The organism is Clostridiales bacterium (assembly GCA_025757645.1).
Classification (GTDB): Bacteria; Bacillota; Clostridia; order Oscillospirales; family Oscillospiraceae; genus CAG-103.
In genome coordinates this window covers 1,028,146-1,048,950 of the sequence record CP107216.1, presented here as the reverse complement: position 1 = coordinate 1,048,950, position 20,805 = coordinate 1,028,146, and the positions used below count along the sequence as shown (strand labels likewise).

The 20,805-nt window shown below is 62.5% G+C and carries 17 protein-coding genes; 7 read left to right on the top strand and 10 right to left on the bottom strand.

The features are described from left to right. Positions 1 to 2: 2 nt before the first annotated feature. Positions 3 to 1,541, bottom strand: a complete 1,539-nt coding sequence (locus OGM61_04890; GenBank protein ID UYI85414.1) for a 2-hydroxyacyl-CoA dehydratase family protein — start codon at positions 1,539 to 1,541, stop codon at positions 3 to 5. Continuing rightward, entirely contained in the window at positions 1,541 to 2,737 is a 1,197-nt protein-coding gene (locus tag OGM61_04885; protein ID UYI85413.1) for a 2-hydroxyacyl-CoA dehydratase family protein, read from the bottom strand. Before OGM61_04885 ends, OGM61_04890 begins: the two co-directional genes overlap by 1 nt. A 291-nt stretch (positions 2,738 to 3,028) precedes the next feature. Here OGM61_04885 and OGM61_04880 point away from each other — a divergent pair, with 291 nt between their 5' ends. Continuing rightward, positions 3,029 to 4,642, top strand: coding sequence for a putative manganese-dependent inorganic diphosphatase (locus OGM61_04880; protein ID UYI85412.1), 1,614 nt, complete (start codon positions 3,029 to 3,031; stop codon positions 4,640 to 4,642). 55 nt (positions 4,643 to 4,697) lie between these two features. Here the strand turns inward: OGM61_04880 and OGM61_04875 are convergent, their stop codons facing one another. The 5 genes from OGM61_04875 to OGM61_04855 all read right to left on the bottom strand — a co-directional run bounded on the left by OGM61_04875 (position 4,698) and on the right by OGM61_04855 (position 10,040). Further along, positions 4,698 to 6,719 carry an ABC transporter permease gene (locus tag OGM61_04875; GenBank protein UYI85411.1) on the bottom strand — a complete coding sequence of 674 codons (2,022 nt, stop codon included), beginning with the start codon at positions 6,717 to 6,719 and terminating at the stop codon, positions 4,698 to 4,700. Then, positions 6,712 to 7,479, bottom strand: coding sequence for an ABC transporter ATP-binding protein (locus tag OGM61_04870; protein ID UYI85410.1), 768 nt, complete (start codon positions 7,477 to 7,479; stop codon positions 6,712 to 6,714). The genes OGM61_04875 and OGM61_04870 overlap by 8 nt, the downstream gene beginning before the upstream one ends. Before the next feature lie 107 nt (positions 7,480 to 7,586). Then, on the bottom strand, positions 7,587 to 8,570 hold the full coding sequence (locus OGM61_04865; protein UYI85409.1) for a sensor histidine kinase: 984 nt from the start codon (positions 8,568 to 8,570) through the stop codon (positions 7,587 to 7,589). Positions 8,571 to 8,581: 11 nt separating this feature from the next. Next, complete coding sequence (locus OGM61_04860; protein UYI85408.1) at positions 8,582 to 9,253, bottom strand: response regulator transcription factor; 672 nt, start codon at positions 9,251 to 9,253, stop codon at positions 8,582 to 8,584. 82 nt (positions 9,254 to 9,335) lie between these two features. Further along, positions 9,336 to 10,040 (bottom strand): zinc metallopeptidase, encoded by a 705-nt coding sequence (locus tag OGM61_04855; protein ID UYI85407.1) that lies wholly within the window; start codon positions 10,038 to 10,040, stop codon positions 9,336 to 9,338. Between the two features lie 185 nt (positions 10,041 to 10,225). Between OGM61_04855 and OGM61_04850 the strand changes: the two genes are divergently transcribed. Genes OGM61_04850 through OGM61_04830 form a run of 5 tightly spaced genes read left to right on the top strand, consistent with a single transcriptional unit; the run spans position 10,226 to position 13,847 of the window. Further along, positions 10,226 to 11,050: an energy-coupling factor transporter ATPase gene (locus OGM61_04850; GenBank protein UYI85406.1), complete on the top strand. Its 825-nt coding sequence runs from the start codon at positions 10,226 to 10,228 to the stop codon at positions 11,048 to 11,050. Further along, positions 11,035 to 11,892, top strand: coding sequence for an ATP-binding cassette domain-containing protein (locus tag OGM61_04845; GenBank protein UYI85405.1), 858 nt, complete (start codon positions 11,035 to 11,037; stop codon positions 11,890 to 11,892). Before OGM61_04850 ends, OGM61_04845 begins: the two co-directional genes overlap by 16 nt. Continuing rightward, the gene (locus OGM61_04840) at positions 11,889 to 12,677 is read left to right on the top strand and encodes an energy-coupling factor transporter transmembrane protein EcfT (protein ID UYI85404.1); all 789 of its coding nucleotides are present in this window, start codon (positions 11,889 to 11,891) and stop codon (positions 12,675 to 12,677) included. The genes OGM61_04845 and OGM61_04840 overlap by 4 nt, the downstream gene beginning before the upstream one ends. Before the next feature lie 38 nt (positions 12,678 to 12,715). Further along, entirely contained in the window at positions 12,716 to 13,267 is a 552-nt protein-coding gene (locus OGM61_04835; GenBank protein ID UYI85403.1) for an ECF transporter S component, read from the top strand. Then, on the top strand, positions 13,260 to 13,847 hold the full coding sequence (locus OGM61_04830) for a class I SAM-dependent methyltransferase (GenBank protein UYI85402.1): 588 nt from the start codon (positions 13,260 to 13,262) through the stop codon (positions 13,845 to 13,847). The genes OGM61_04835 and OGM61_04830 overlap by 8 nt, the downstream gene beginning before the upstream one ends. A 220-nt stretch (positions 13,848 to 14,067) precedes the next feature. On the opposite strand, the gene OGM61_04825 is transcribed toward OGM61_04830, so the two are convergent. Both OGM61_04825 and OGM61_04820 read right to left on the bottom strand, forming a co-directional pair. Further along, the gene (locus OGM61_04825; GenBank protein UYI85401.1) at positions 14,068 to 18,627 is read right to left on the bottom strand and encodes an InlB B-repeat-containing protein; all 4,560 of its coding nucleotides are present in this window, start codon (positions 18,625 to 18,627) and stop codon (positions 14,068 to 14,070) included. 448 nt (positions 18,628 to 19,075) lie between these two features. Further along, on the bottom strand, positions 19,076 to 19,264 hold the full coding sequence (locus OGM61_04820) for a hypothetical protein (protein UYI85400.1): 189 nt from the start codon (positions 19,262 to 19,264) through the stop codon (positions 19,076 to 19,078). A gap of 303 nt (positions 19,265 to 19,567) precedes the next feature. On the opposite strand from OGM61_04820, the gene OGM61_04815 reads away from it, so the two are divergent. Beyond that, the gene (locus OGM61_04815) at positions 19,568 to 20,473 is read left to right on the top strand and encodes a LysR family transcriptional regulator (protein ID UYI85399.1); all 906 of its coding nucleotides are present in this window, start codon (positions 19,568 to 19,570) and stop codon (positions 20,471 to 20,473) included. Positions 20,474 to 20,545: 72 nt separating this feature from the next. On the opposite strand, the gene rpsR is transcribed toward OGM61_04815, so the two are convergent. Continuing rightward, entirely contained in the window at positions 20,546 to 20,785 is a 240-nt protein-coding gene (gene rpsR / locus OGM61_04810; protein UYI85398.1) for a 30S ribosomal protein S18, read from the bottom strand. Positions 20,786 to 20,805: the final 20 nt, after the last annotated feature.

Here is a 20,805-nt window from a genome sequence, read left to right as displayed (position 1 = left end):
GTTTACCAGCCTTCGTAGTCGTCATACTGCAGCAGGGACACATCGAGCGGCTCGGCCTGCATGACGGAGTACATGTAGTCGTTGACCTGCTGGCGGATGTCGGCGCGGGAGATGGTGCGGTGGTCGAACATGTCGTTGGAGACCATCATGAGCTTCGTCTGCTTCTCCTTCGCCTGGTCGAGGATGACGCCCGTGAGGCCGAGCGCGCCCTTGCAGGTGATGTCATCGTGCAGGATGACCATGTCGCAGTGGAACTTCTCCGCCTCGTCCCAGAACTCCACGAGGTGCTGCCAGCCGCCGGTCAGGTGGCGGCGCATGACGCCGGTCTCGTAGTTGCGGGCGATGCCGTCAAGGATGGTTTCCTCATCGGTCGTGTCGATGATGACATTGCCGGAAAACAGGTCCATGCCCGCAATCATCAGAATGCCCCAGCAGTTATACAGCCAGTTCGGGAACTGCAGCCAGTAGCACGGCGGACCGCCCCATGTGAGGGCGCGGTAGCGCGTCTTGGGGAAGCAGTTGGTCTTGTCTGCATACGCCTGCTCAAGGATGCGCATGACCTTTTTCTCGGTCTTCATGACCTCGGGATTCCGGCCGCCGGAGAACGCATAGTAAAAGGTATGGAACAGTGCCGGGACCGCGAGCGCGGCGGCGGTGTAGGGTGTGGCCATGAAGTTCCACTTCTCCATCTCGTTGCGCACCTCATCATTGTGCTTTTCCATCATGGCGCGGCAGGCGTCCCAGTCATACGTCTCGCCGGTGTGCTGCTCGACAAAGCTGATAACACGGCGCAGGGATGCGCGGGCGTACTTGCGCGTGTGCGGATCGGCCCAGCGCATGGGGATGGCAGCCGGGAGCGTATCCACGTCGAGGTGGCGCTCGATGAGCTGGCTGTTCATGGTCGACGAGTCACACGGGGCGTTATTGGAGATGCAGCAGGCGCCGATCTTCGGAAACTCATCGAGCAGTGCGACGCCGGCGGCATTGTTCGACAGGCGGCAGGAATCCGCCGGCAGGCCGACGCTCTCCATGGCGTCGATATAGTACGGGTTTGCACCCTGATCCATGTAGCACAGCAGCAGCCCCTGGAACGGCTCGAGCTGCGCGGGACGCAGGTTCTTGAAGCCGGCGAGGATCTCCGGGCACATGGTCTGCTCAAGCACGACCTGCGTGCGGCCGAAGGCATTGTCACCGAAGCGGCGGTCGCCCATCATCATCTCGGCGATGGAGGTCGTCGAGCCCTTCATGATCGTGTTGAGGTACAGGCGCGCCACGCGCAGCGCCGGGCCACGCAGCCCCTCGACGCAGCGATCGATCATGTTCAGCGCCGCGAGGTATGAGCCCATCCAGCGGTAGGTCAGCATACCGCGCGCGATGCGCACCGGGCTCTTGGCCACAAAGCCGCCCATAATGCCGAGCACCTTGACCCACTCGACATAGTCGTACCAGGTATCCTTCAGACCGCGCCACTCGCGGTGCTTTGCAATATTGCTGCCGGGCAGAAAACGATCCCCGGCGCCTTTGACCTTCTTGTCCGCCATCACAGTTTCCCTCCCTGAATGTGCTTGATCTCGAGACTCTCCACAAACGCCTGAATGCGCGTGCGCAGCTGACCGGCGCCGGCGAGGGTGTACTCCTTCTCGATGCCGACGGTCGGGATGCCCAGCTCCTCCTGCAGGATGTGCACGCCGAGCACGCGCTCATAGCTCCAGAACTCGCAGAACTTCATCTGCTCGTAGAGCACGCCGTCGGCGCCGTATTCCCGGCACAGGTCGCGGATGTAGGTGCGGCGGCCGTCGGAACGCGCGCGCTCCATGAAGCGCGGGCACTGGCTCGTGCGCAGATAGTGGCGGGCAACGGCGCGCAGCGGCGTCTCCCCGTCGAGAATTTCGATCTGCTCGCGGCCGGGCAGACTGCCGTAGCAGTAGCGGTCAGCCACGACCATTGCGCCGCAGTCCTCGATGAGCTTCGTGAACGCGGGGTCGTCGATCTCGCTGCCGGTCACGACCAGACGCACACGGAACCACGGCCGCGCGTCCGGCTTGCGGCGCTTGAGCTCGGTGAGCGTCTGCTTGAGGTACGGCAGGATGCGCTTGTGCGGGCACACCTGACTCACGAGCTGGATGACATGAAACTCATAGCCCGTGATGACGGGGTTCGCCGCCTTGCGCAGGTCGCCGATCTCGGTCATGACGCGGGAAATTTCGTTGTGGTCGCGGATCGCCGCACGGATCGCCTTATCGGAGATGTCAATACCGTAGGTCTCGTGCAGCGGCTCGAGCACGTGCACGCGCAGCTGCTCCTCATAGTGATCGACGGCGAAGTCCTCGTCCGAGAACGGCACGTCCATCATGCTCATGAAAAACTGCGGGTTTTTCTCCTTCACAAGGCCGAGAATCTCGAAATGCTCGTGACCGCGGTGCATCATCTGGCACGTCTCGGACGAGAGCAGCGCGTCGAGATAGTCATAACCGCCCTCGATGCCGCGCTCGAGGATGCTGCGGGTGTAAGAGCAGATCTTGCTCGACATGTAGTACGTGCCCACGTCGATGCTGCCGGTGTTCGGCGCACGCAGGCGGCTCGAGAAGCAGCCGGGCAGGTTCAGCAGCGTCTCCGGCACGAAATAGCAGGTGTAGCCCAGGGCGTGTTCCCCCTCCGCCTTGGCCTGCTGTACCAGCTCGTTGTTGGCCTCCTGCAGCAGATTCTCAAAATAGATCAGATGCTTCAGGTCTTTCATGGTTTGCTTCCACCTCTCACAGTTCGTCGCGGGTCTCCGGTCTTACATCTGGTTCGACCAGAAGCCTTTTGAACCAAAGATAGCATAATTTTTGACAATGTGCAACTGGTTTTCGTCAACTGTCCCATTTTTATCGCTTATCACAACGTATCTGGTCAGACCATGACCAGAGGCCTGCCAACAAACCGGACAGTTTTTGCACTTTTCCGAACAACGATTGACAAGGCAGGGCGTCAGATTATAATATGATATGGTTTACCTCACAACAACGCCAAAGGAGTTACACAATACATGAACAGAATCTACGTCACCGGCCACCGGAATCCGGACACGGACTCCATCGCGGCCGCCATTTCCTATGCCGCACTGCGCAACGCGCTCGGCAACCGGGATTACGTGGCCGCACATCTCGGCCACATCAGCGATGAGACGAAGCGTCTGCTCGATCGCTTCGGCTTTCAGGAGCCGGTCACGATCAGCAACGTCCGCACGCAGGTGCGCGATCTGGACTTTGACACGCCGCCGGCGCTCAACTCCAGCGTCACGATGGACCGCGCCTGGCACATCATGCGCGACCAGGACATCTCCGCCATGCCCATCATCAACGAGGACGGCACGCTCTACGGTATGCTCTCCGCCGGCGATATCGCGGCCTACAGCATGCGCACGATCAGCGACCGGCACGTGGACGCGCTGCCGCTGTTCAACCTCCTGAGCGTCATCGAGGGACGCATCCTCAACGACGGCGCCGAGCAGGTCGACCGCGTGTCCGGCGTGGTGACGATCGCCCTGCCACAGAGCTGCGACAACCTGCTCTTCTCCGACCCCGACAGCATCATTCTCTGCGGTAACCAGCCGGATATGATCCGCCGCGCGCTCGACATCGGCGTGCAGTGCATCATCCTCTGCCAGACCGACGTCGATCCCGCGTGGCTTGAAAACGCCGGCAAGACCTGCGTCATCTCTACCCCGCTCGATGCCAGCCGCGTGGCGCGACTGGTGTATCAGGCGATCCCGATCTCCCGCCCGTGCAACACGGAGGATCTGGTCAGCTTCCACCTCGATGATTACATCGACGACGTGCGTGAGGTCGTGCTCGAGAGCCGCTACCGCTGCTACCCCGTGCTCGACGAGAACGAAAAGGTCGTCGGCACGCTCTCGCGCTATCACCTGCTGCGTCCGCGGCGCAAGCGCGTCGTGCTGGTCGACCACAACGAGATGGCGCAGGCAGTGCCCGGTCTGGAGCAGGCCGAGATCCTCGAGATCATCGACCACCACCGCCTGGCCGACATTCAGACCACGCAGCCCATCCGCGTGCGCAACGAGCCCGTCGGCAGCACGACGACCATCATCACCAATATGTATCAGGAGCACGGCGTCATGCCGTCTCCGAACATGGCGGGCCTGATGGCGGGCGCCATTTTGTCCGACACGGTCATGTTCAAATCCCCCACGTGCACGAAGCGCGACATCGCCATGGCAGAGCGTCTGGCCCGCATCGCCAACGTCTCGCTCAAGGAGCTGGGCAACCTGCTCTTTGCCGCCTCGAGCGCGGGCGACAAGTCGGCCGACGAGCTGTGCTTCACCGACTTCAAGGAGTTCCACATCGCCGACCACTATCTCGGCGTCGGTCAGGTCACGTCGCTCGACTCGGCCGCGGTGCTCGAGCGCAAGGACGAGCTGCTGGCCGTCATGGCCACGAAGCTCGAGCAGCAGCACTATGACATGATCGCGCTCATGGTCACGGACGTGCTCCTGGAGGGCACGAACCTGCTCTACATCGGCAGTGACGACACGATCCGCTCCGCCTTCTCGGTCGAGCCGAAGGACAACGCCGTGTTCCTGCCCGGCGTGATGAGCCGCAAAAAGCAGATCATTCCCATGCTGACCGCCCTCTGGGGCTGAGGCCACATATACAAAAAAAGTCCGCACAGGCAGTGCCTGTGCGGACTTTTTTGATTCAATCCGTCATGCGCACGATGCGGTAATACGTGCGCGCCGTGAGCAGGTACACAAAGGTGTACAGCAGCGCAAAGACGCCGAACGTTCCGAGCGTGCACAGCAAAAACAGATGCACGTTTTGCAGCCCGAAGGCGAACACGATCTGCTTGATGAGCGGAAACGCGAACGCGATGTGGATCGCCGCCGTCACAAGCGGCAGGAAGAACATGAGCAGCACCTGCGTGCGGATGGTCGCCTTGACCTCCTTCGGCGTCATGCCGACCTGCTGCATGATGCGGAAGCGGCCGCGGTCGTCATAGCCCTCGGAGACCTGCTTGTAGTAGATGATGAGCACCGTCGCAAACAGGAACACGAACCCGAGGAAAAAGCCGAGGAATAAAAAGCCGCCGTACGTGCTGCGCAGCGTGGGATAGCCATCGGCGCGCATATCGGTCGTGTAATTCACGTTCGCCGCCTCGGCAGCAGACTCAAACGCGGGGTCGCAGAGCAGTGCGTGCAGCGCGCCGAGCTGCTCGTCGTCCGTGCCGGAGAGGTCGAACTGGTACGTGTAGTTGAGCATGCTGCGGGTGCCGCCGTGCTCGTTAGTATAGGCGTTTTGCTGCGCGCGCAGCTCGAGCACGCTGTCGAGATCCGGCATGACCAGATACAGTGTGTGCAGACCCATGATGGAGCTGCCGCTGACGAGCGAGAAGCTATCGAGCTGCCGCAGCCGCAGCGTATCGCCGCCGAGCGTGAGCGTGTCGCCAAAGGCTGCGCCGTCCGTCCATGCGAGCGCCTCGCCGGGCGCAAGCGTCACCTGCTCGCCGGTCAGGTCGGCATAGCCCTCCGTGTCCAGAACCATGACGGCGTATTCATCGGCGCTCGAACCGGTGAGCTGCTCGCTCGTGAGATCGAGCGCATCGCCGCTGCGCTGCGCGGAAAACCTGACGGTGCGATAGCCGTGCACATTGCTCTGCGTGAGCCCCGAGCGCGTCATGGCATCATCCACCACCCGCAAAACCGGCGCGACGTCCGGCACTGTGTTCGTCCGGGGGTCGGTCATGAGCGTGAGCGTCATATCCTGCGGCCAGCGCACGGCGGCATAGGCATCCACGCCCTTATACAGGCTCACCGTGGTCGAGACCGTCACGAGCACCATCGTCGAGAGGATGCAGATGCTCGCAAGACCGGCCGCGTTGCGGCTCATGCGGTAGATGAGACCGGAGACGGTGGCAAAGTGGCTGGTTTTATAGTAGTAGCGCCGGTTTTTCCGCAGCGCCTTGAGCACGACGACGCTCAGCGCGATAAACGTGAGATACGTGCCGATGATGACAAGGATGACCGCCGGGAAGAAATTCTGGATGGCGTACAAGGCCACGTTTGTGCGCAGGGAAATGAGATAGCCCGCGGCAAGGCACACCGCGCCGAGCAGTGCGAGGATCCACTTGCTGCGCGGCTCGCGCTCGCCCTCACTACCGGCGCGCAGCAGCTGCACGGGGTTCGACAGATGGATGATGCGGATGGTATTGAGCAGGAGCAGCAAAAACAGCGCGCCGAAAAACACCACCGTATAGCCGATGCTCATCAGTCTGATGTTCAGCCCGAACGTAGCCTCCCCGCCGATGAGCCGCATGAGCACGAGCTGCAGGAGCTTGGAGAACACCCCCGCCGCCACGAGGCCGAAAAACAGCGCCATGGCCGCCGTGTACAGCGACTCCCAGAAGAGCACGTAGGAGATGTGGCGCTTTTCCATGCCGAGGATGTTGTAGATGGCAAACTCGCGCTTGCGCTGCTTGGTGAAGGTGCTGTTCGTATAAAAGAGGATGATGGCGGAAAACAGCGCCATGATGAACACGCCGAAACCGAGCACCTGACTGACGCTGCCGCCGTGCTGCATCTGACCGAGATAGGGATCGCTCGCGAGCGTGAGCATGATGCAAAACAGCGCCACGATCACGATGCAGGCCAGCAGATACGGCAGGTAGAACCGGCGGTTTTTCTTCAGATTCGTCGCCGCCAGACGCGGGTAGAGATTACGCATGGTGCTCACCGCCCGTTGCCAGCATCGTGAGCGTGTCAGAGATCTTCTGATAGAGCTGCTCATCCGAGCTCTCGCCGCGATAGATCTCGTGGAACACCTCGCCGTCCTTGATGAACAGCACGCGCGAGGCGTGGCTGGCCGCCTTGACCGAGTGCGTGACCATAAGGATGGTCTGACCGCCGCGGTTGACATCCTCAAACAGACGCAGCAGCTCATCCGTCGCACGCGAGTCGAGCGCGCCAGTCGGCTCGTCGGCAAGCACGAGCTTCGGCTGCGTGATGAGCGCGCGGGCGACGGCCACGCGCTGCTTCTGGCCGCCGGAGAGCTCATACGGGAACTTCTGCAGCAGCTCGGCAATGCCAAGCTGCCGGGCGATGGGCGCAAGGCGCGCGGCCATCTCCGGATACGCCTTGCCTGCGAGCACGAGCGGCAGGAAAATATTGTCCTGCACGGAGAACGTATCGAGCAGGTTGAACTCCTGAAACACGAAGCCGAGCTGCGAGCGGCGGAAGGCCGCGATCTCCCGCTCGGGGATGGTGCTCAGCGGCCGGCCGTCGAGCACGACCTCGCCGCCGGTGGGCTTATCGAGCGCAGCAAGGATGTTGAGCAGCGTGGTCTTTCCGCTGCCGCTCTCGCCCATGATGGCGACGTACTCGCCCTTCTCGACCGTGAAATTCACGTCCGTGAGCGCCTGCACCTTCGTGCCGCCGAAGCGGGTGGTGTAAATTTTCTGAACATGACGAACTTCCAAAAACGACATGACCGTTACCTCCTGTGTAATGACAGGCTCAGTATAAACCGCCGGGGAAATGGCTGCCATGCATCTGGCTTACATTTTCCCGGCGGAAACTTACGATTCTGTAAGGCTCACTCGACCTCGAGCGCGTCCTGCTGCAGGCCGATGCGCACCGTCGTGCCCTCGCCGACGGTCGAGGTGATGGCGATCGTGTGGCCGAGCTTTTCAAGGATGCGGCGGCAGAGATACAGGCCGATGCCGGTCGCGCGCTTGTCCGTGCGGCCGTTGCAGCCGGTGAAGCCCTTTTCAAACACGCGCGGCAGGTCCTCCGGCGCAATGCCGATGCCCGTGTCGCGGATGCAGAGCGTTTTCGGCGCCTCGAGCGTGATGGACACTGACCCGCTGCGGGTATACTTGAGCGCGTTGGAGAGCACCTGCTCGATGACGAACAGCAGCCACTTCTCGTCCGTGATGACGCTGACATTCAGCGGCGTGTACTCCAGGCGCAGCCTGCGCCGGATGAACTGCGAGGCATACTTGCGCACCGCCTGCCGGACGATATCGTCGAGCGCGTAGTTGCGGATAACATAGTCTGACGACGGGCTCTCGAGCCGCAGATAGCCGAGCACCATCTCCACATACTGCTCCACGCTCTGCAGCTGCTCGAGCAGGGCGCGCTGCTCGTCCGTGTCCGCATCCTGCAGCAGCAGGCGCATGGCGGCGATGGGCGTTTTGATCTGGTGCGCCCAAACGGTGTAATACTCCACCAGCTCCTGATAGCCCTGCTGGCTGCGCGTCAGCTGTGCGCGGCGGTCGGCATCGAGCGCGCGCACGAGCGCCTGATACTGCGCCTCGAGCGCACCGTCCGGCTCGGGCAGCTGCTCGGTGCTGAGCGTGATCTCCTGCTCCAGCCGCCGCAGCAGGCGCAGACGCACGGCAAAGCGCCGGTAATCGACCGCAAGCCAGACCAGCAGCAAAAACAGACACACGAGCGCCGCATACCCCACCGCGCCCAGCGGCAGCCGGTAGAGCCAGAATATGAATGCGAACACGGCCGTGTAAACCGCGAGCGCGATCACGACCTTGCGGTTTTCCCGCACATAGGCACCAAACATATCTTGCCCCCTCACTCGATGAGATAGCCGAGGCCCTTTTTCGTCGTGATATAATCCGACAGACCGGCGGCCTCAAGCTTGCGGCGCAGACGGGCGATGTTGACCGTGAGCGTGTTTTCGTCCACGAAGCTGTCCGTCTCCCAGAGCTTTTCCATGAGCGTCTCGCGGCTGACGACGCTGCCCTTGCGCTCGAGGAGCGTCTGCAGGATGCGGTAGTCGTTTTTCGTCAGCTCGATGCGCTGCCCCTGATACATCAGGCTCGCATCCGCCGTGTTGAGCACGGCGCCGCGATGCTCGAGCGTGGGCGCGGGCGCAGCAAAATCATACGTGCGGCGCAAGATTGCCTGGATCTTCGCCAGCAGCACGTTCAGATCAAAGGGCTTGGCGATGAAATCATCCCCGCCCATGTTCATGGCCATGACGATGTTCATATTGTCCGACGCTGAGGAGATGAACACGACCGGCACGTTCGACACGCGCCGCAGCTCCTGACACCAGTGGTAGCCGTTATAAAACGGGAGCGTGATGTCCAGCAGCACGAGCTGCGGATCGAACGCCGTGCACTCGGTGAGCACATTGCGGAAATCCTCCGCGCAGCGCACGTCAAAGCCCCACGTCGTCAGGTGCTTTTGCAGCGCGGCGGCAATGGCCGCGTCGTCCTCCACGATAAAAATGCGATGCATACGATCACCCCAAAAAGAAAATAGCAGGTACCGTTCGTACCTGCTATTTTACGATACTTTGCCGTCGATTGCAACGGCCGTGTCAATCCCGGCGGCGGTTGCCGTAGAGAATAATCAGCCGCAGCAGCTGCGCGAACGACACCAGCAGCGCCGCGACATACGTCATGGCGGCCGCCCGCAGGACGCTGCGCGCACCGCGCAGCTCGTCGTCCGTGAGCAGGTTGCGCGACTCGATGGCGGCCAGCGCGCGGCGGGAAGCGTTGAACTCCACCGGCAGCGTCGCCAGCTGGAACACCGTCACGAGGCCGAAGAGCAGAATGCCCGCCCAGACGAGCACCGACCAGTTGAAGATCAGCCCCGCGATGAGCAGCGGCCACGAGAGATTGGAGCCGATGCGCGTGGCCGGGATGATGGCCGCGCGGATGCGGATGGGCGCGTAATCGGTCGCGTACTGCACGGCGTGGCCCGCCTCGTGCGCCGCGACGCCGACGGCCGCGATCGACGCGACGCCGTAGACCTCGTCCGAGAGGCGGATGACCTTCGCCTGCGGGTCGAAGTGGTCGGTGAGCTTGCCCGAGATGTGCTCGATGCGCACATCCGTGATACCGTTGGCCTGCAGGATGCGCTGCGCCGCCTGTGCGCCGGTCAGCCCGCTCGTGCAGCGCACGCGCGCATAGCGCGAAAACGCGCTCTTGACCTGGATCTGCGCGATGAGCGCGATGAGCAGCGCCGGCACGACCAGCACCAGATACGTCATATCAAAGCCATAATAATAACCGTTGTACATGGCAGTCATCCTTTCTGATTCGTGCTGCTATTGTACCGCCAAAGCGTGCGCACGTCAACCGGGACAAGCATTTGCATATTGTGTGGTTTTTTCCCGAAAAAACATCCCCCCTCGGGGCTTGCGCGGCGGTCGTTTTTTGTTATACTTGTGTCAAATACACGATAAAGAGTATGGGCGATCCGATCATGATTGATGCACACGACATTCGATTTTCCTACGACGGGCCGGGCGGCCGCCGCTCCCTCAACGGCGCGCAGCTGCACGTCGCCCCCGGCGAGTTTGTGGCCGTGCTCGGGCACAACGGCTGCGGCAAATCCACGCTCGTCAAGCACTTCAACGCCCTGCTGCCGCTGCAGCACGGCACGCTGACCGTCGACGGCATGGACGCCGCCGACCCCGCCAACCGCTGGGCGCTGCGGCGCAAGGTCGGCATGGTGTTTCAGAACCCGGACAACCAGTTCGTGTCCACGATCGTGGGCGAGGACGTGGCCTTCGGGCTGGAAAACTACGGCGTGCCGGAAAACGAGATCCCCGCGCGCGTGGCCGCGGCGCTCGCCGCCGTGGACATGGCAGGCTACGAAAACCGCGCGACGCACACGCTCTCCGGCGGGCAGAAGCAGCGTGTGGCGCTGGCCGGCGTGCTGGCCCTGTCGCCGGACATTCTGGTGTTCGACGAGGCCACCGCCATGCTCGACCCCGACGGCCGGCAGGAGGTGCTGCGCACGATCCGCCGCCTGCACACGCAGCAGCGCAAGACCGTCGTCATGATTACACATTATATTGAAGAAGCCATCGGCGCCGACCGCGTCTATCTCATCCACAACGGCAAAATGATCGCCGACGGCACGGCGCGCGAGATGCTCACGCAGCCGGAGCTGCTGGCCGCGGCAGGGCTCACGCCGCCGATGCCGGTGCAGATGTACTACGACCTGAAGCAGGCCGGGATCGTGCTCGCCCGCTGCCCGCTGACGCTCGAGGAGCTTGCGGAGGAACTATGCCGATCACAGTAACGAATCTGACGTGTGTCTACGGCGCGGGGACACCCTTTGAGACCACTGCGCTGCGCGATGTGTCCGTCACGGTCGAAAACGGCAGCTTCGTCGGCATCCTCGGCCGCACCGGCTGCGGCAAGTCCACGCTCATCCAGATCATGGCCGGCCTGCTCACGCCGACGGCCGGCACCGTCATGCTCGACGGGCAGGACATCCACGCCCGCCGCTATGACCGCAGCATCCTGCGGCGCAAGGTCGGCATCGTGTTCCAGTACCCGGAGTGCCAGCTCTTTGAGACGACCGTGGAAAAGGACGTGGCCTTCGGCCTGAAGCACAGCGGCCTGAGCGCCGCCGAAAAGCAGGCGCGCGTGCGCTGGGCGCTCGAGACCGTGGGCTTCTCGTTCGAGAAAGTCCACGACCAGCCGCCGATGGGCCTCTCCGGCGGGGAGAAGCGGCGCGTGGCCATCGCGGGCGTGCTGGCGACGAAGCCGGAGTATCTGATTCTTGACGAGCCGATCGCGGGGCTCGATCCGCTCGGCCGCGAGGCGTTTTTGCAGCTCATCACCGAGCTCAACCGCGGCGGCATGACCATCCTCATGGTCTCGCACAACGCCGACTGTCTGGGCGCGTATGCCCGGCGGCTGCTCGTGCTGGAGGATGGGCAGCTCGTGCGCGACGGCACGCCGGAGGAGATCTACGCCGACCTCGACTGGATGCGCGCGCACCGGCTGGGCGTGCCGCAGAGCCGCACCGCCGCCGCCCTGCTGAAGCAGGGCGGGCTGGACATTCCGCAGGACATCGCAAGCTATGACGCGCTGCTCGCGGCCGTGCTGCGCGCGAAGGGCGGTGGCCACCCATGAGGGAACACCTGACCGGGCAGTTCACTCCTGGCACCTCGATCCTGCACCGGCTGGACGCGCGGGCGAAGTTTTTCGGCTTTCTCATCCTTATCGTCGCCACCGTGTGCACGGACGCCTGGCTCGGCTATGCGCTGCTGCTCGCCGTCACGGCCGCCATCGTGGCCATTTGCGGCCTGCCGCTGCGCACCGCGCTCGCGTCCGTGGCGCGCATGGGCTGGTTTTTCCTGCTCATCTTTGTGATGAACGCCCTGTTTTTCGCCACCGACGACGCCATCTGGCACTGGTGGATCCTCACGCTGTCCGTGCCCGGCATCGTGCAGGGCGCGCAGGTGACGGTGCGGCTCGCGCTCATCCTCGTGATGAGCAACGTGCTCACGTGCACGACGCCGCCGCTCGAGATCACCGGCGCGATCCAGACGCTGCTCAGCCCGCTGCAGCTCGTGCGGCTGCCGGTCGAGGACATTGCGATGATCCTGTCCGTCGCCGTGCAGTTCATCCCGACGCTGCTCGAGGAGACCGACACCATCCGCAAGGCGCAGATCGCGCGCGGCGCGCGCTTTGAAAGCCGCCGCCTGCACGAGCGCGCACAGGCCATGCTGCCGCTGATCGTGCCGATCTTCCTCAGCGCCTTCAAGCGTGCCGACGAGCTCGCCATGGCCATGGAGGCCCGCGGCTACCGCGGCGCGCGCGGCCGCACCCGAAAAAAGTCCGTTCCCCTGCCCCTGAGCGGCTGGGGCGCGCTTGCGCTGTGCGCCCTTGTGTGCGCAGCGGAAATACTCCTGTAAATCCAAAATCAGAAAGGAACCGAAGTCCGATGCAAACCATGTCTACCGTCAAAAAATCCATCATCACCGCCGTGTGCATCGCCCTGTGCTATGTGCTGCCGCTGCTGTTTCACGGCATTCAGGGCGCTGGCCAGGTCTTCTGCCCGATGCACATCCCCGTCTTTCTGTGCGGCCTCGTGTGCGGCTGGCAGTTCGGCCTGCTGTGCGGTCTGGCCGGCCCCGCGCTCTCGAGCGCACTGTGCGGCATGCCCCCGGTGAGCATCCTGCCGTCGATGATGATCGAGCTGGCCGTCTACGGCCTGATCGCCGGCATCATGATGCGCTGCGTGCGCACGCGCCACGTGTACGCCGACCTCTATATCAGCCTCATCGTCGCCATCGTCGCCGGCCGCGTTGTCAACGGTCTGGTCAATGCGCTCATCTTCGCGCGCGGCAGCTACTCCATGGCCACGTGGGTCGCGGGCTCCGTCGTCAAGAGCTGGCCCGGCACCGTCATCCAGCTCGTGTTCATTCCGAGCATCGTGTTCGCGCTCATGAAGGCACGCCTCATCCCCGAGCGCTACCCAAAGGAGGTACCTGCCGATGATTGAACGCAGTGACGTCATTTCGTTTTTCGACCGCTGCGCCCCGGACTGGGACGCGGAAATGATCCGCAACGAGCCGGTCATCCGCACCATTCTCGACAATGCGGACATCCGCGCGGGCGTGGACGTGCTCGACGTGGCCTGCGGAACGGGCGTGCTCTTCCCGGACTATCTGGCGCGGGACGTGCACAGCGTCACCGGTGTGGACATTGCCCCGGAAATGGCCCGGCGCGCCGCCGAAAAGTTCCCGGATGCGCGCGTGACCGTGCTCTGCGGCGACATTGAGACCGTGCCGCTCCCGCAGCAGTTTGACCGCTGCATGGTCTACAATGCTTTCCCGCACTTTCCCAATCCGGCGCGCCTGATCGCGCATCTGGCGACGCTGCTCAAGCCAGGCGGCCGCCTGTCCGTCGCGCACGGTATGAGCCGCGCCATGCTCGACCGGCATCACGCGGGCGCGGCCAGCACGGTCTCTGTCTCCCTCATCAGCGAGACGGAGCTCGCCGCGCTCATGGCCCCGTATTTTGACGTGGACGTCGTCATCTCGGACGACCGGATGTATCAGGTCTGCGGCACGAAAAAATAAAAGAATCCCTTCCCTCTTCTTTCCCCAAAGCGCAAACGCCCCCGAACCAAAGTTCGGGGGCGTTGTGCGTATCAAAAACCCTCGCAGAGTTTACCGCCCGCCGGCGGCGCACAAATTCTGCGCGCAGCAGACTGCAAGCCTTTTGTCGGAAAACCCCTGCGGTTTTCCGGCAGTCGAAACACCCCCGAACCGAAGTTCGGGGGTGCTGCTGTTTTGTGTGTTATTTGCCGATGAATGTGCTGAGAATCTTGGCCATCTCGGCACGGGTCGTCCCGGCGTTCGGGGCAAGGATCGTGTCGCTGCGGCCGCGGATGAGCTGTGCGGCGTTCGCCCACTGCATCTCCGCCAGCGCCCAGGACGGGATCTCCGCCGCGTCCGCATACGCGGACAGATCCGCGCGCTGCGTCGTGTCGCGTCCGGCAAGCTTCGCGTACCCGCACAGCATGACCGCTGCCTGTGCGCGCGTGGCCGGCTCGTTCGGCCGGAACGTACCGTCGCCGAAGCCGCTGACGATGCCGTTGGCCGCCGCCCAGATCACGGCGTTCGTGTACCACTGACCGGCCGGAACGTCCGTGAACGGGTTATCCGCCGTCACATCCGGTTCGTCCGCCAAGCGGTAGAGGACGGTCACGAGCATGGCGCGGCTGAGCGCCTGGTTCGGCGCAAAGCGCGTGTCGCTCACGCCGAGCATGAGGCCGCGGTTATACACGCGCTTGATCGCGCTGTACGCCCAGTGGTTGTTTACATCGGTAAACGGCAGGAACAGCCCCGGCTCGTCCATATAGTTGGCAATGAAGAGCACCTCGATCACGTCGCCGTCCGAGAGCTGGTAGTCTTGCATGGCAACGTCCGGGAACTCCCCGTTGACGCGAAAGACCCAGCCGGAATTGGGTCCCTTGCTGAACTCGGCCACTTTCGTGCCGTCCGGCTTGATGACGGCCTGCACATAGCTTCCCTTCGCCTCATAGGTGTAGCCGTTGGCCGTGAGCACCTGCCGGAACACATCCATCGCCGTCGTGCCCTCGGGCTGGTCGTAGACGACGGTCGGCTGGATCCACATGTCGGTGTCTGTGTGCAGCTGGAAGGTGACGGTGCTGGTCGTGACCTGCGGCTCGTCGCTCGTGGGTGCGGTGCCGCGGACGATCAGGCGCGCGGAAACGGCCTGATGGCTCAGCGCCTGGAAGTCGGCATTGTCCGGGTAGCGCGCGGCATACTTGCCGAGCGTCTCACTCGAGAGCTCGCTGACAATCGTGACGGCCTTATGCTCCGTCGCGCGCGTTACGAGCAGGTTTTCGTGGCTGATGACGGCCGGATTCGTCGAGCGGAACAGGCGCCACCGCTCGCTGGCCTGCCAGCCCGGCAGCTCCGAGGGGACAATGCCGTGGTTGGCCTGATCGTCAACGTCGTACACCCAGACGAGCTGGCCGTCGGCGTCCAGATACGCCTCGCGGAAGGCGTGCAGGTTGCCGGTAATGTGCTCGGGATCGGGATTGCCATTGCGGATACCGTCAAAGTAATGCGCCTTGACCTCGGCCATAAGCGCGAGCTCGTCGTCGATCTCCTGCTGCGTGAGCGGCTGGACGGCGATGACAAAATCGCGCGAGACGGCGATGCCGGTCTCCTTATCCTTGATCGTCACGGTGACGGTGACGTCCTTGGCATCCTCGCCGGGCAGCGGACGGTAGACCTCCACGCGCGCGGCGTTGTTCACGCCGGGGGGCACGATGGTGTCCGCATCGCTGCTCGTGATGATGACCGGGGTATACTTGCCGTCCACGCCGAAATCACCCGTTGTCGGGAAGTGGATGTCGTTGGCGGCGATGTACTTGCCGTCGCGCTCCTCCAGGACCTCGCCGGTCACGGCATCGCGCAGACCGCCATAGGCGGCAAAGCCCGCGTCGAGCTTGGCCTGAAGCTGCTCGCGCAGCGTCGCCTGCGATTCCTGCGAGGCGGCCACCGTCACGGTAAAGGCCTTCGTCAGCGTCAGTCCCTCAATGCTGTTGCAGACGATGGACGCCGTGAGCGTCACCTGCTGGTCTGCCGCGGTGCGGGTGAGCGTCGTGGCGTAGGGCGCGTAGTACGGCGTGTAGGGTGCCGAGCCGACCTTGACGATCTGGTCGTTGGCGCTCGTCCAGGTGACGGTCGCCCAGGTGTTGAAGTTGTCGTACTTGCTGTAATCGACCTGCGACGGGTCGATGCCTTCCTTGACCGGGTAGCGCGGCAGCGTCAGAGACGTGACCGGCTCGGTCGGGAGCGTGATGCGATCCAGCTCCGCCTGCAGCACGGCCTGCGCGCGCGCCAGATCCCAGGTGATGTGCACATAGACTTCTTTTTCCACGCTGGCGCCGTCCAGACTGAGGACAAACGTCGCGTAGAAATAGCTGCTGCGGCTGCTCATGCCGGCATCGAAGTAATAATGGATCGTGCCGTCGGCGTCAATGGAGGCCTTCGCGTCGCCCGCGGCGGCCTTGACCGTGACGGTCACATCGTCGTAGCCCTTGGACGCCAGCAGCGCGGCAAGGGCGTCGGCCGCGTTCGTATCCTTGCCGTAGGCCGGCTCAAACGTTTCGCCCAGCGTCTGCGCCGCCTGCGCAAGGCGCGCCTCGGCCGCGGCGGCCGCAGCCGAATAGACCGTGAGCGTATAGTCGCGCGTCTTTACCGTGCCGTCAGTGTCCGTAACCGTGGCGGTGAGCGTCACGGTCTGCACGCCGGAGGCCGGCAGCGTGACCGTGCCGTCGGCAGCCAGCACCGCCGGGGCGCTGCTGGTATAGGTGATCGTATAGCCGTCACCGCTCGTGGGCAGCGTGAGCGCATCCGCGGTGCGGATGGTACCGTCGGCCGGCAGCGCGGCTGCTACCGCGTCAAACGCGATGCCGAAAACATCCTTCGTCCAGACGGCATAGAGCTTGTAGATCTCGTTGTCTTCGCTGCCGTCGTCCCAGTCGCCGTCTTCAAAATCACGGTGGATGGTCGCCTGATCGGCATACTTGACCGTCGTGTCATAAGACGACTCGCTCCAGCCGGCAAACTTGTAGCCCTCGCGCTGGAACGTGCAGGCAGGCAGTTTGTAGTCCACGCCGAACGGGACGGCCACGGTGGCCATCTCGCCGGTCACGCTGCTCTTGTCGCTGTATCGAACGTTAAATTCGACCTGATACTGATAGTCTCTCCAGTGGGCATAGAGCGTGATCTCGGGTTCGGTGAAGACCGTGTCCTGCGTCACGCGCTCGCCGCCCTCTTTGGCGGTATACCAGCCGTCGAGCGCCTTGTTGGCCGGGTAGCTGTACTCCGACAGGTAGGGCAGATTCTTGCCGACGGCATCCTTGCGCACGGTCTTGTCCGAGATCTTGCCCTTGTAGCCGTTGCCGTCAAAATGGACGGTGATGCCCTCCTGCCAGTGCGCATAGAGCGTCACGGGCGTGGCGTCGGCGAACTTGGTCTGGTTGGTAATCTCCGTGCCGCCCTCCGGCGCGTCGAACCAGCCGAGGAAGATGTAGCCCGTGCGGGTGGGATCGGGGATCTGGTTGTAGCGGGCGCTGCCCTTTTCGTAGATGTAGTTATAGTTATAGCCCACAACGCCGGTGCGCACGGTCGGCTCGGAGCCGTCGTTGCGATCCACCGTCACCTGCACCGGCTGACCGGCCCAGACGGCGTAGAGCTTCACGACAGCGTTGTTCTCCGCGCTCAGGTTCTTGACGGCCGCGCCGTCGGTATACTGCACGCTGCTGCCGGAAGCAGAGGTGTTCCAGCCGCGGAAGTCGTAGCCCGCGCGGGTGAAGGCGTTAGCCGTCAGCGCCTGCTCGGCGTCATAGGTGAAGGTCTGCGCGGCCATCTCGCCCGTGCCGCCGTTGGGCAGGTACTGCACGGTGTAGGTGTTGGCCGTCCACGCGGCCGTATAGGTCGTGTCGTCCGCAATGACCGTGTCCGCCGTCAGCGCGGTGTCGCCGGCGAACCAGCCGCCGAACGTATAGCCGGTGCGCGTCGGCTGCGGGATGGCGCCGGCGCCGATGGCCGTGTCGCACGCGATGGCGACCGTGGTGTCGGCTGTTGTGCCGTCGTTATAGGCAAAGGTGACGGTGTACGCCGGCGTCCAGACGGCGTAGAGATCCATCGCCTCCGTGGGGTTGAGCTTCGCGCCGTCGGTGTAAGCAACTTCCCCGTCCGGTGTTGTCGCCCAGCCGGCGAACACGCCGTCCGCCTTCGTGAAGGCGTTGAGCTTGAGCGCGGCCTGACCGTAGAAATTCTGCGTGTAGTCGGCGCCCACGCCGCCGTTGGCGTGGAAGGTGACGACCGTGGCCTTGCCCGCCGTGAAGTTGCGGACATAGACGCAGTCGTCGAATTTGTCGCCGCTGCCGTCCTTTGCATAGGTCAGCGTCAGCACCTTGCCGGACTCGGCCGAGAGCGTGTAGGTCTTCCAGCCGAGGTCGCCGCTCTCTTTGACCTTTTCCGCCCCGTCATAGGTGATGGTGAAGTAGTCGTAATTGGGCTCGGACGAGACCTTGTACTCAAATGTGAGCTCTGCGTCTGCGGTAAAGGTCAACTGCAGGGTGCTTCTGGCTCTGCTTTTTCCGGCTCCGCCGGACTTGAGCACATAGTCCCCGCCCAACGAGGCCACTTTCCATTTGTTCGTGCTGTTCGGGGAGCCGGGCTCCGTCTCGGCGTTGGCCGGGACGCTTTCAAAGAAGCTCTGGAAGCTCGGCTTGTCCGCCGCCAGTGCCGCCGGCATGAGGCTGAACACCATTGCCAGCACCAGCAGCAGGGACAGTAACCGTTTTTTCATGTGTTTCCCTCCTGAAAGAAAAAATTCTGCCCGCCGAAACCGGCGGACAGGTGCAGCAAAACCGGCCGAACGAAATTCCTTCGTTCAGCCATGCAACTTCCGGTTCCGGCAGAAATGCCTGCAGCCTTCGGGTATTCTGACTGATCCGCTTTCCGGCGGCTTCACAGTGACCGACTCGCGGGGCTTTGCACCCACATTTCCCCTGCCGCCCGAAGCGGCGAAGACTGCGCAATATACAGTTCTGAGCGTAGTGTATCACAGGCCGGAACGGTTGTAAATCTTTTTCCGAGCGTCGGCACGGATAAAAAAATCTCCTCCCGGCGGTTACGGGAGGAGATTTTTTGTGCGGAAAACCGCACATTGGGGGGTGGTCACCGGGAGGCGGTTACTCCCGGAAACCTTGGAGAAAAAAACAGAAATGGATGAAAAATAGCAAAGGAAAATGAGATCAACGGCGGATGCTCACGATGTCTCTGCCAAGCAGGACCGTGTAAATGCCGCCGATCACGAGCGCAAGCACACCCAGCAGCGCCATCGCAGCAGAGCCCGCGGAGTACGTGCTCATAAAGGAGACAGCGACGATCTCGATCGCGAGAAACGCAACGAACGCAAGAATGTTCAGCCAAATGTTTTTCATAGCAGCTACCTCCTGAAATTTTTTCGGTTCTGGGGAGGCCGTCAGCCAATCCCCTCGCTTACAGTTGCATGATAGCATATCGCGCGCCTGTTGTAAAATTCACAATTCCGAAAGGTACGTTTTGCGTTTTCGATTCAATTCAAAATTTTGATGATATTCTTTCACAAAAATGATATTTTCCTGTCAATCCTTCCCTGCCACCTGTTGGATAGGCGAAAAAATGCTTGACGCAGGCCGGATTTGCGACGTATTATAAGCTCGAGAAAAAAACGGAACCAAATCGGGATAAGGAGGCATCGCCTTATGGAACTTCGTTTGCTGACCACGTTTTTAAAGGTCGCGCAGCTACAGAGCTTCTCCAAGGCCGCAGAATCTCTGGGGTATTCCCAGTCTGCCGTTACGGTGCAGGTCCAGCAGCTCGAAAACGAGCTGGGCGTGCGCCTGTTTGACCGCATCGGAAAAACCGTATCCATCACTCACTACGGGCAGGAGTTCATCCCCTACGCGCGCGATGTCGTGTCGGCCGCGGCGCGCGCCGTGTCGTTCACGGTGCAGGAGCGCGATCTGACCGGCACGCTGCGCATCGGCACGATCGAATCCATCATGACGGCCAGCTTCGGAGAGATCCTGCCGCTGTATCATGAGCACTGTCCGCATGTGAACACGCAGCTGATCGAGGGCGACACGAAAACGCTCTCGGATATGCTCATGCACAATGAAGTCGATCTGATCTACACGCTCGACGACATGGGTTACGACGCGCAGCGGATCAAGCTGTTCGAGTGTCCGCAGGAGATCGTCATCGTCGCCAGTCCCAAGCACCCGTTCGCCGCCGCCAAGCAGCTCAAGCTGGCCGACCTCGTCAATGAGCCGTTCGTGCTCATGCCGCAGTTCAACAGCTATCGCCACCAGTTCGACATGGAGCTGGCGCACCAGAAGCTGTCGATCCGGCCGTTTCTGGAGCTGGAGAGCACAAGCATGGTCATGCAGCTGCTCGAGCACAACCCCTATCTGTCCGTGCTGCCGCGCTACACGGCGCGCCGCCGCGCGGAAGAGGGCCGGCTTGCCATTCTGCCGGTCACGGACTGCCACATGGAGCAGTGGAGCCAGCTGGTGCACCACCGCGACAAGGTGCTCACGCCGCAGATCCGCGCCATGGTCTCCGTTATCGCGCAGGTCGAGAACATCCCGCTGCACCTCGGGGACTGACACGGCGCAAAAGAAAAAGAAAAATCGCCCCCATCGTTCGATGGGGGCGATTTGCTGTCTGTGAACAGAAACTCAGTCGGTCACGTACGGCAGGAGGGCGATCTGACGCGCTCTCTTGATGGCCTCGGTGAGCTCGCGCTGATGCATCGCGCAGGTACCGGTCGTGCGGCGCGGCAGGATCTTGCTGCGCTCGGACAGGAAGCGGCGAAGCTTCGCGGTGTCTTTGTAGTCGATATAAGTGCACTTGTCCACACAGAACTGGCAAACTTTTCTGCGTTTGCGGTTCTTGCTCTTATCTCTGTCAAAAGCCAAGACTGTAATCCTCCTTTATC

What these genes read in the sequence shown, in the direction of transcription:
- OGM61_04890 (UYI85414.1), bottom strand. Translation starts at nt 1,541, where the DNA reads ATGGCGGACAAGAAGGTCAAAGGCGCCGGGGATCGTTTTCTGCCCGGC.
- OGM61_04885 (UYI85413.1), bottom strand. Translation starts at nt 2,737, where the DNA reads ATGAAAGACCTGAAGCATCTGATCTATTTTGAGAATCTGCTGCAGGAG.
- OGM61_04835 (UYI85403.1), top strand. Translation starts at nt 12,716, where the DNA reads ATGTCTACCGTCAAAAAATCCATCATCACCGCCGTGTGCATCGCCCTG.
- OGM61_04825 (UYI85401.1), bottom strand. Translation starts at nt 18,627, where the DNA reads ATGAAAAAACGGTTACTGTCCCTGCTGCTGGTGCTGGCAATGGTGTTC.
- OGM61_04820 (UYI85400.1), bottom strand. Translation starts at nt 19,264, where the DNA reads ATGAAAAACATTTGGCTGAACATTCTTGCGTTCGTTGCGTTTCTCGCG.
- OGM61_04830 (UYI85402.1), top strand. Translation starts at nt 13,260, where the DNA reads ATGATTGAACGCAGTGACGTCATTTCGTTTTTCGACCGCTGCGCCCCG.
- OGM61_04865 (UYI85409.1), bottom strand. Translation starts at nt 8,570, where the DNA reads ATGTTTGGTGCCTATGTGCGGGAAAACCGCAAGGTCGTGATCGCGCTC.
- OGM61_04850 (UYI85406.1), top strand. Translation starts at nt 10,226, where the DNA reads ATGATTGATGCACACGACATTCGATTTTCCTACGACGGGCCGGGCGGC.
- OGM61_04870 (UYI85410.1), bottom strand. Translation starts at nt 7,479, where the DNA reads ATGTCGTTTTTGGAAGTTCGTCATGTTCAGAAAATTTACACCACCCGC.
- OGM61_04815 (UYI85399.1), top strand. Translation starts at nt 19,568, where the DNA reads ATGGAACTTCGTTTGCTGACCACGTTTTTAAAGGTCGCGCAGCTACAG.
- OGM61_04880 (UYI85412.1), top strand. Translation starts at nt 3,029, where the DNA reads ATGAACAGAATCTACGTCACCGGCCACCGGAATCCGGACACGGACTCC.
- OGM61_04845 (UYI85405.1), top strand. Translation starts at nt 11,035, where the DNA reads ATGCCGATCACAGTAACGAATCTGACGTGTGTCTACGGCGCGGGGACA.
- OGM61_04840 (UYI85404.1), top strand. Translation starts at nt 11,889, where the DNA reads ATGAGGGAACACCTGACCGGGCAGTTCACTCCTGGCACCTCGATCCTG.
- OGM61_04860 (UYI85408.1), bottom strand. Translation starts at nt 9,253, where the DNA reads ATGCATCGCATTTTTATCGTGGAGGACGACGCGGCCATTGCCGCCGCG.
- OGM61_04875 (UYI85411.1), bottom strand. Translation starts at nt 6,719, where the DNA reads ATGCGTAATCTCTACCCGCGTCTGGCGGCGACGAATCTGAAGAAAAAC.
- OGM61_04855 (UYI85407.1), bottom strand. Translation starts at nt 10,040, where the DNA reads ATGTACAACGGTTATTATTATGGCTTTGATATGACGTATCTGGTGCTG.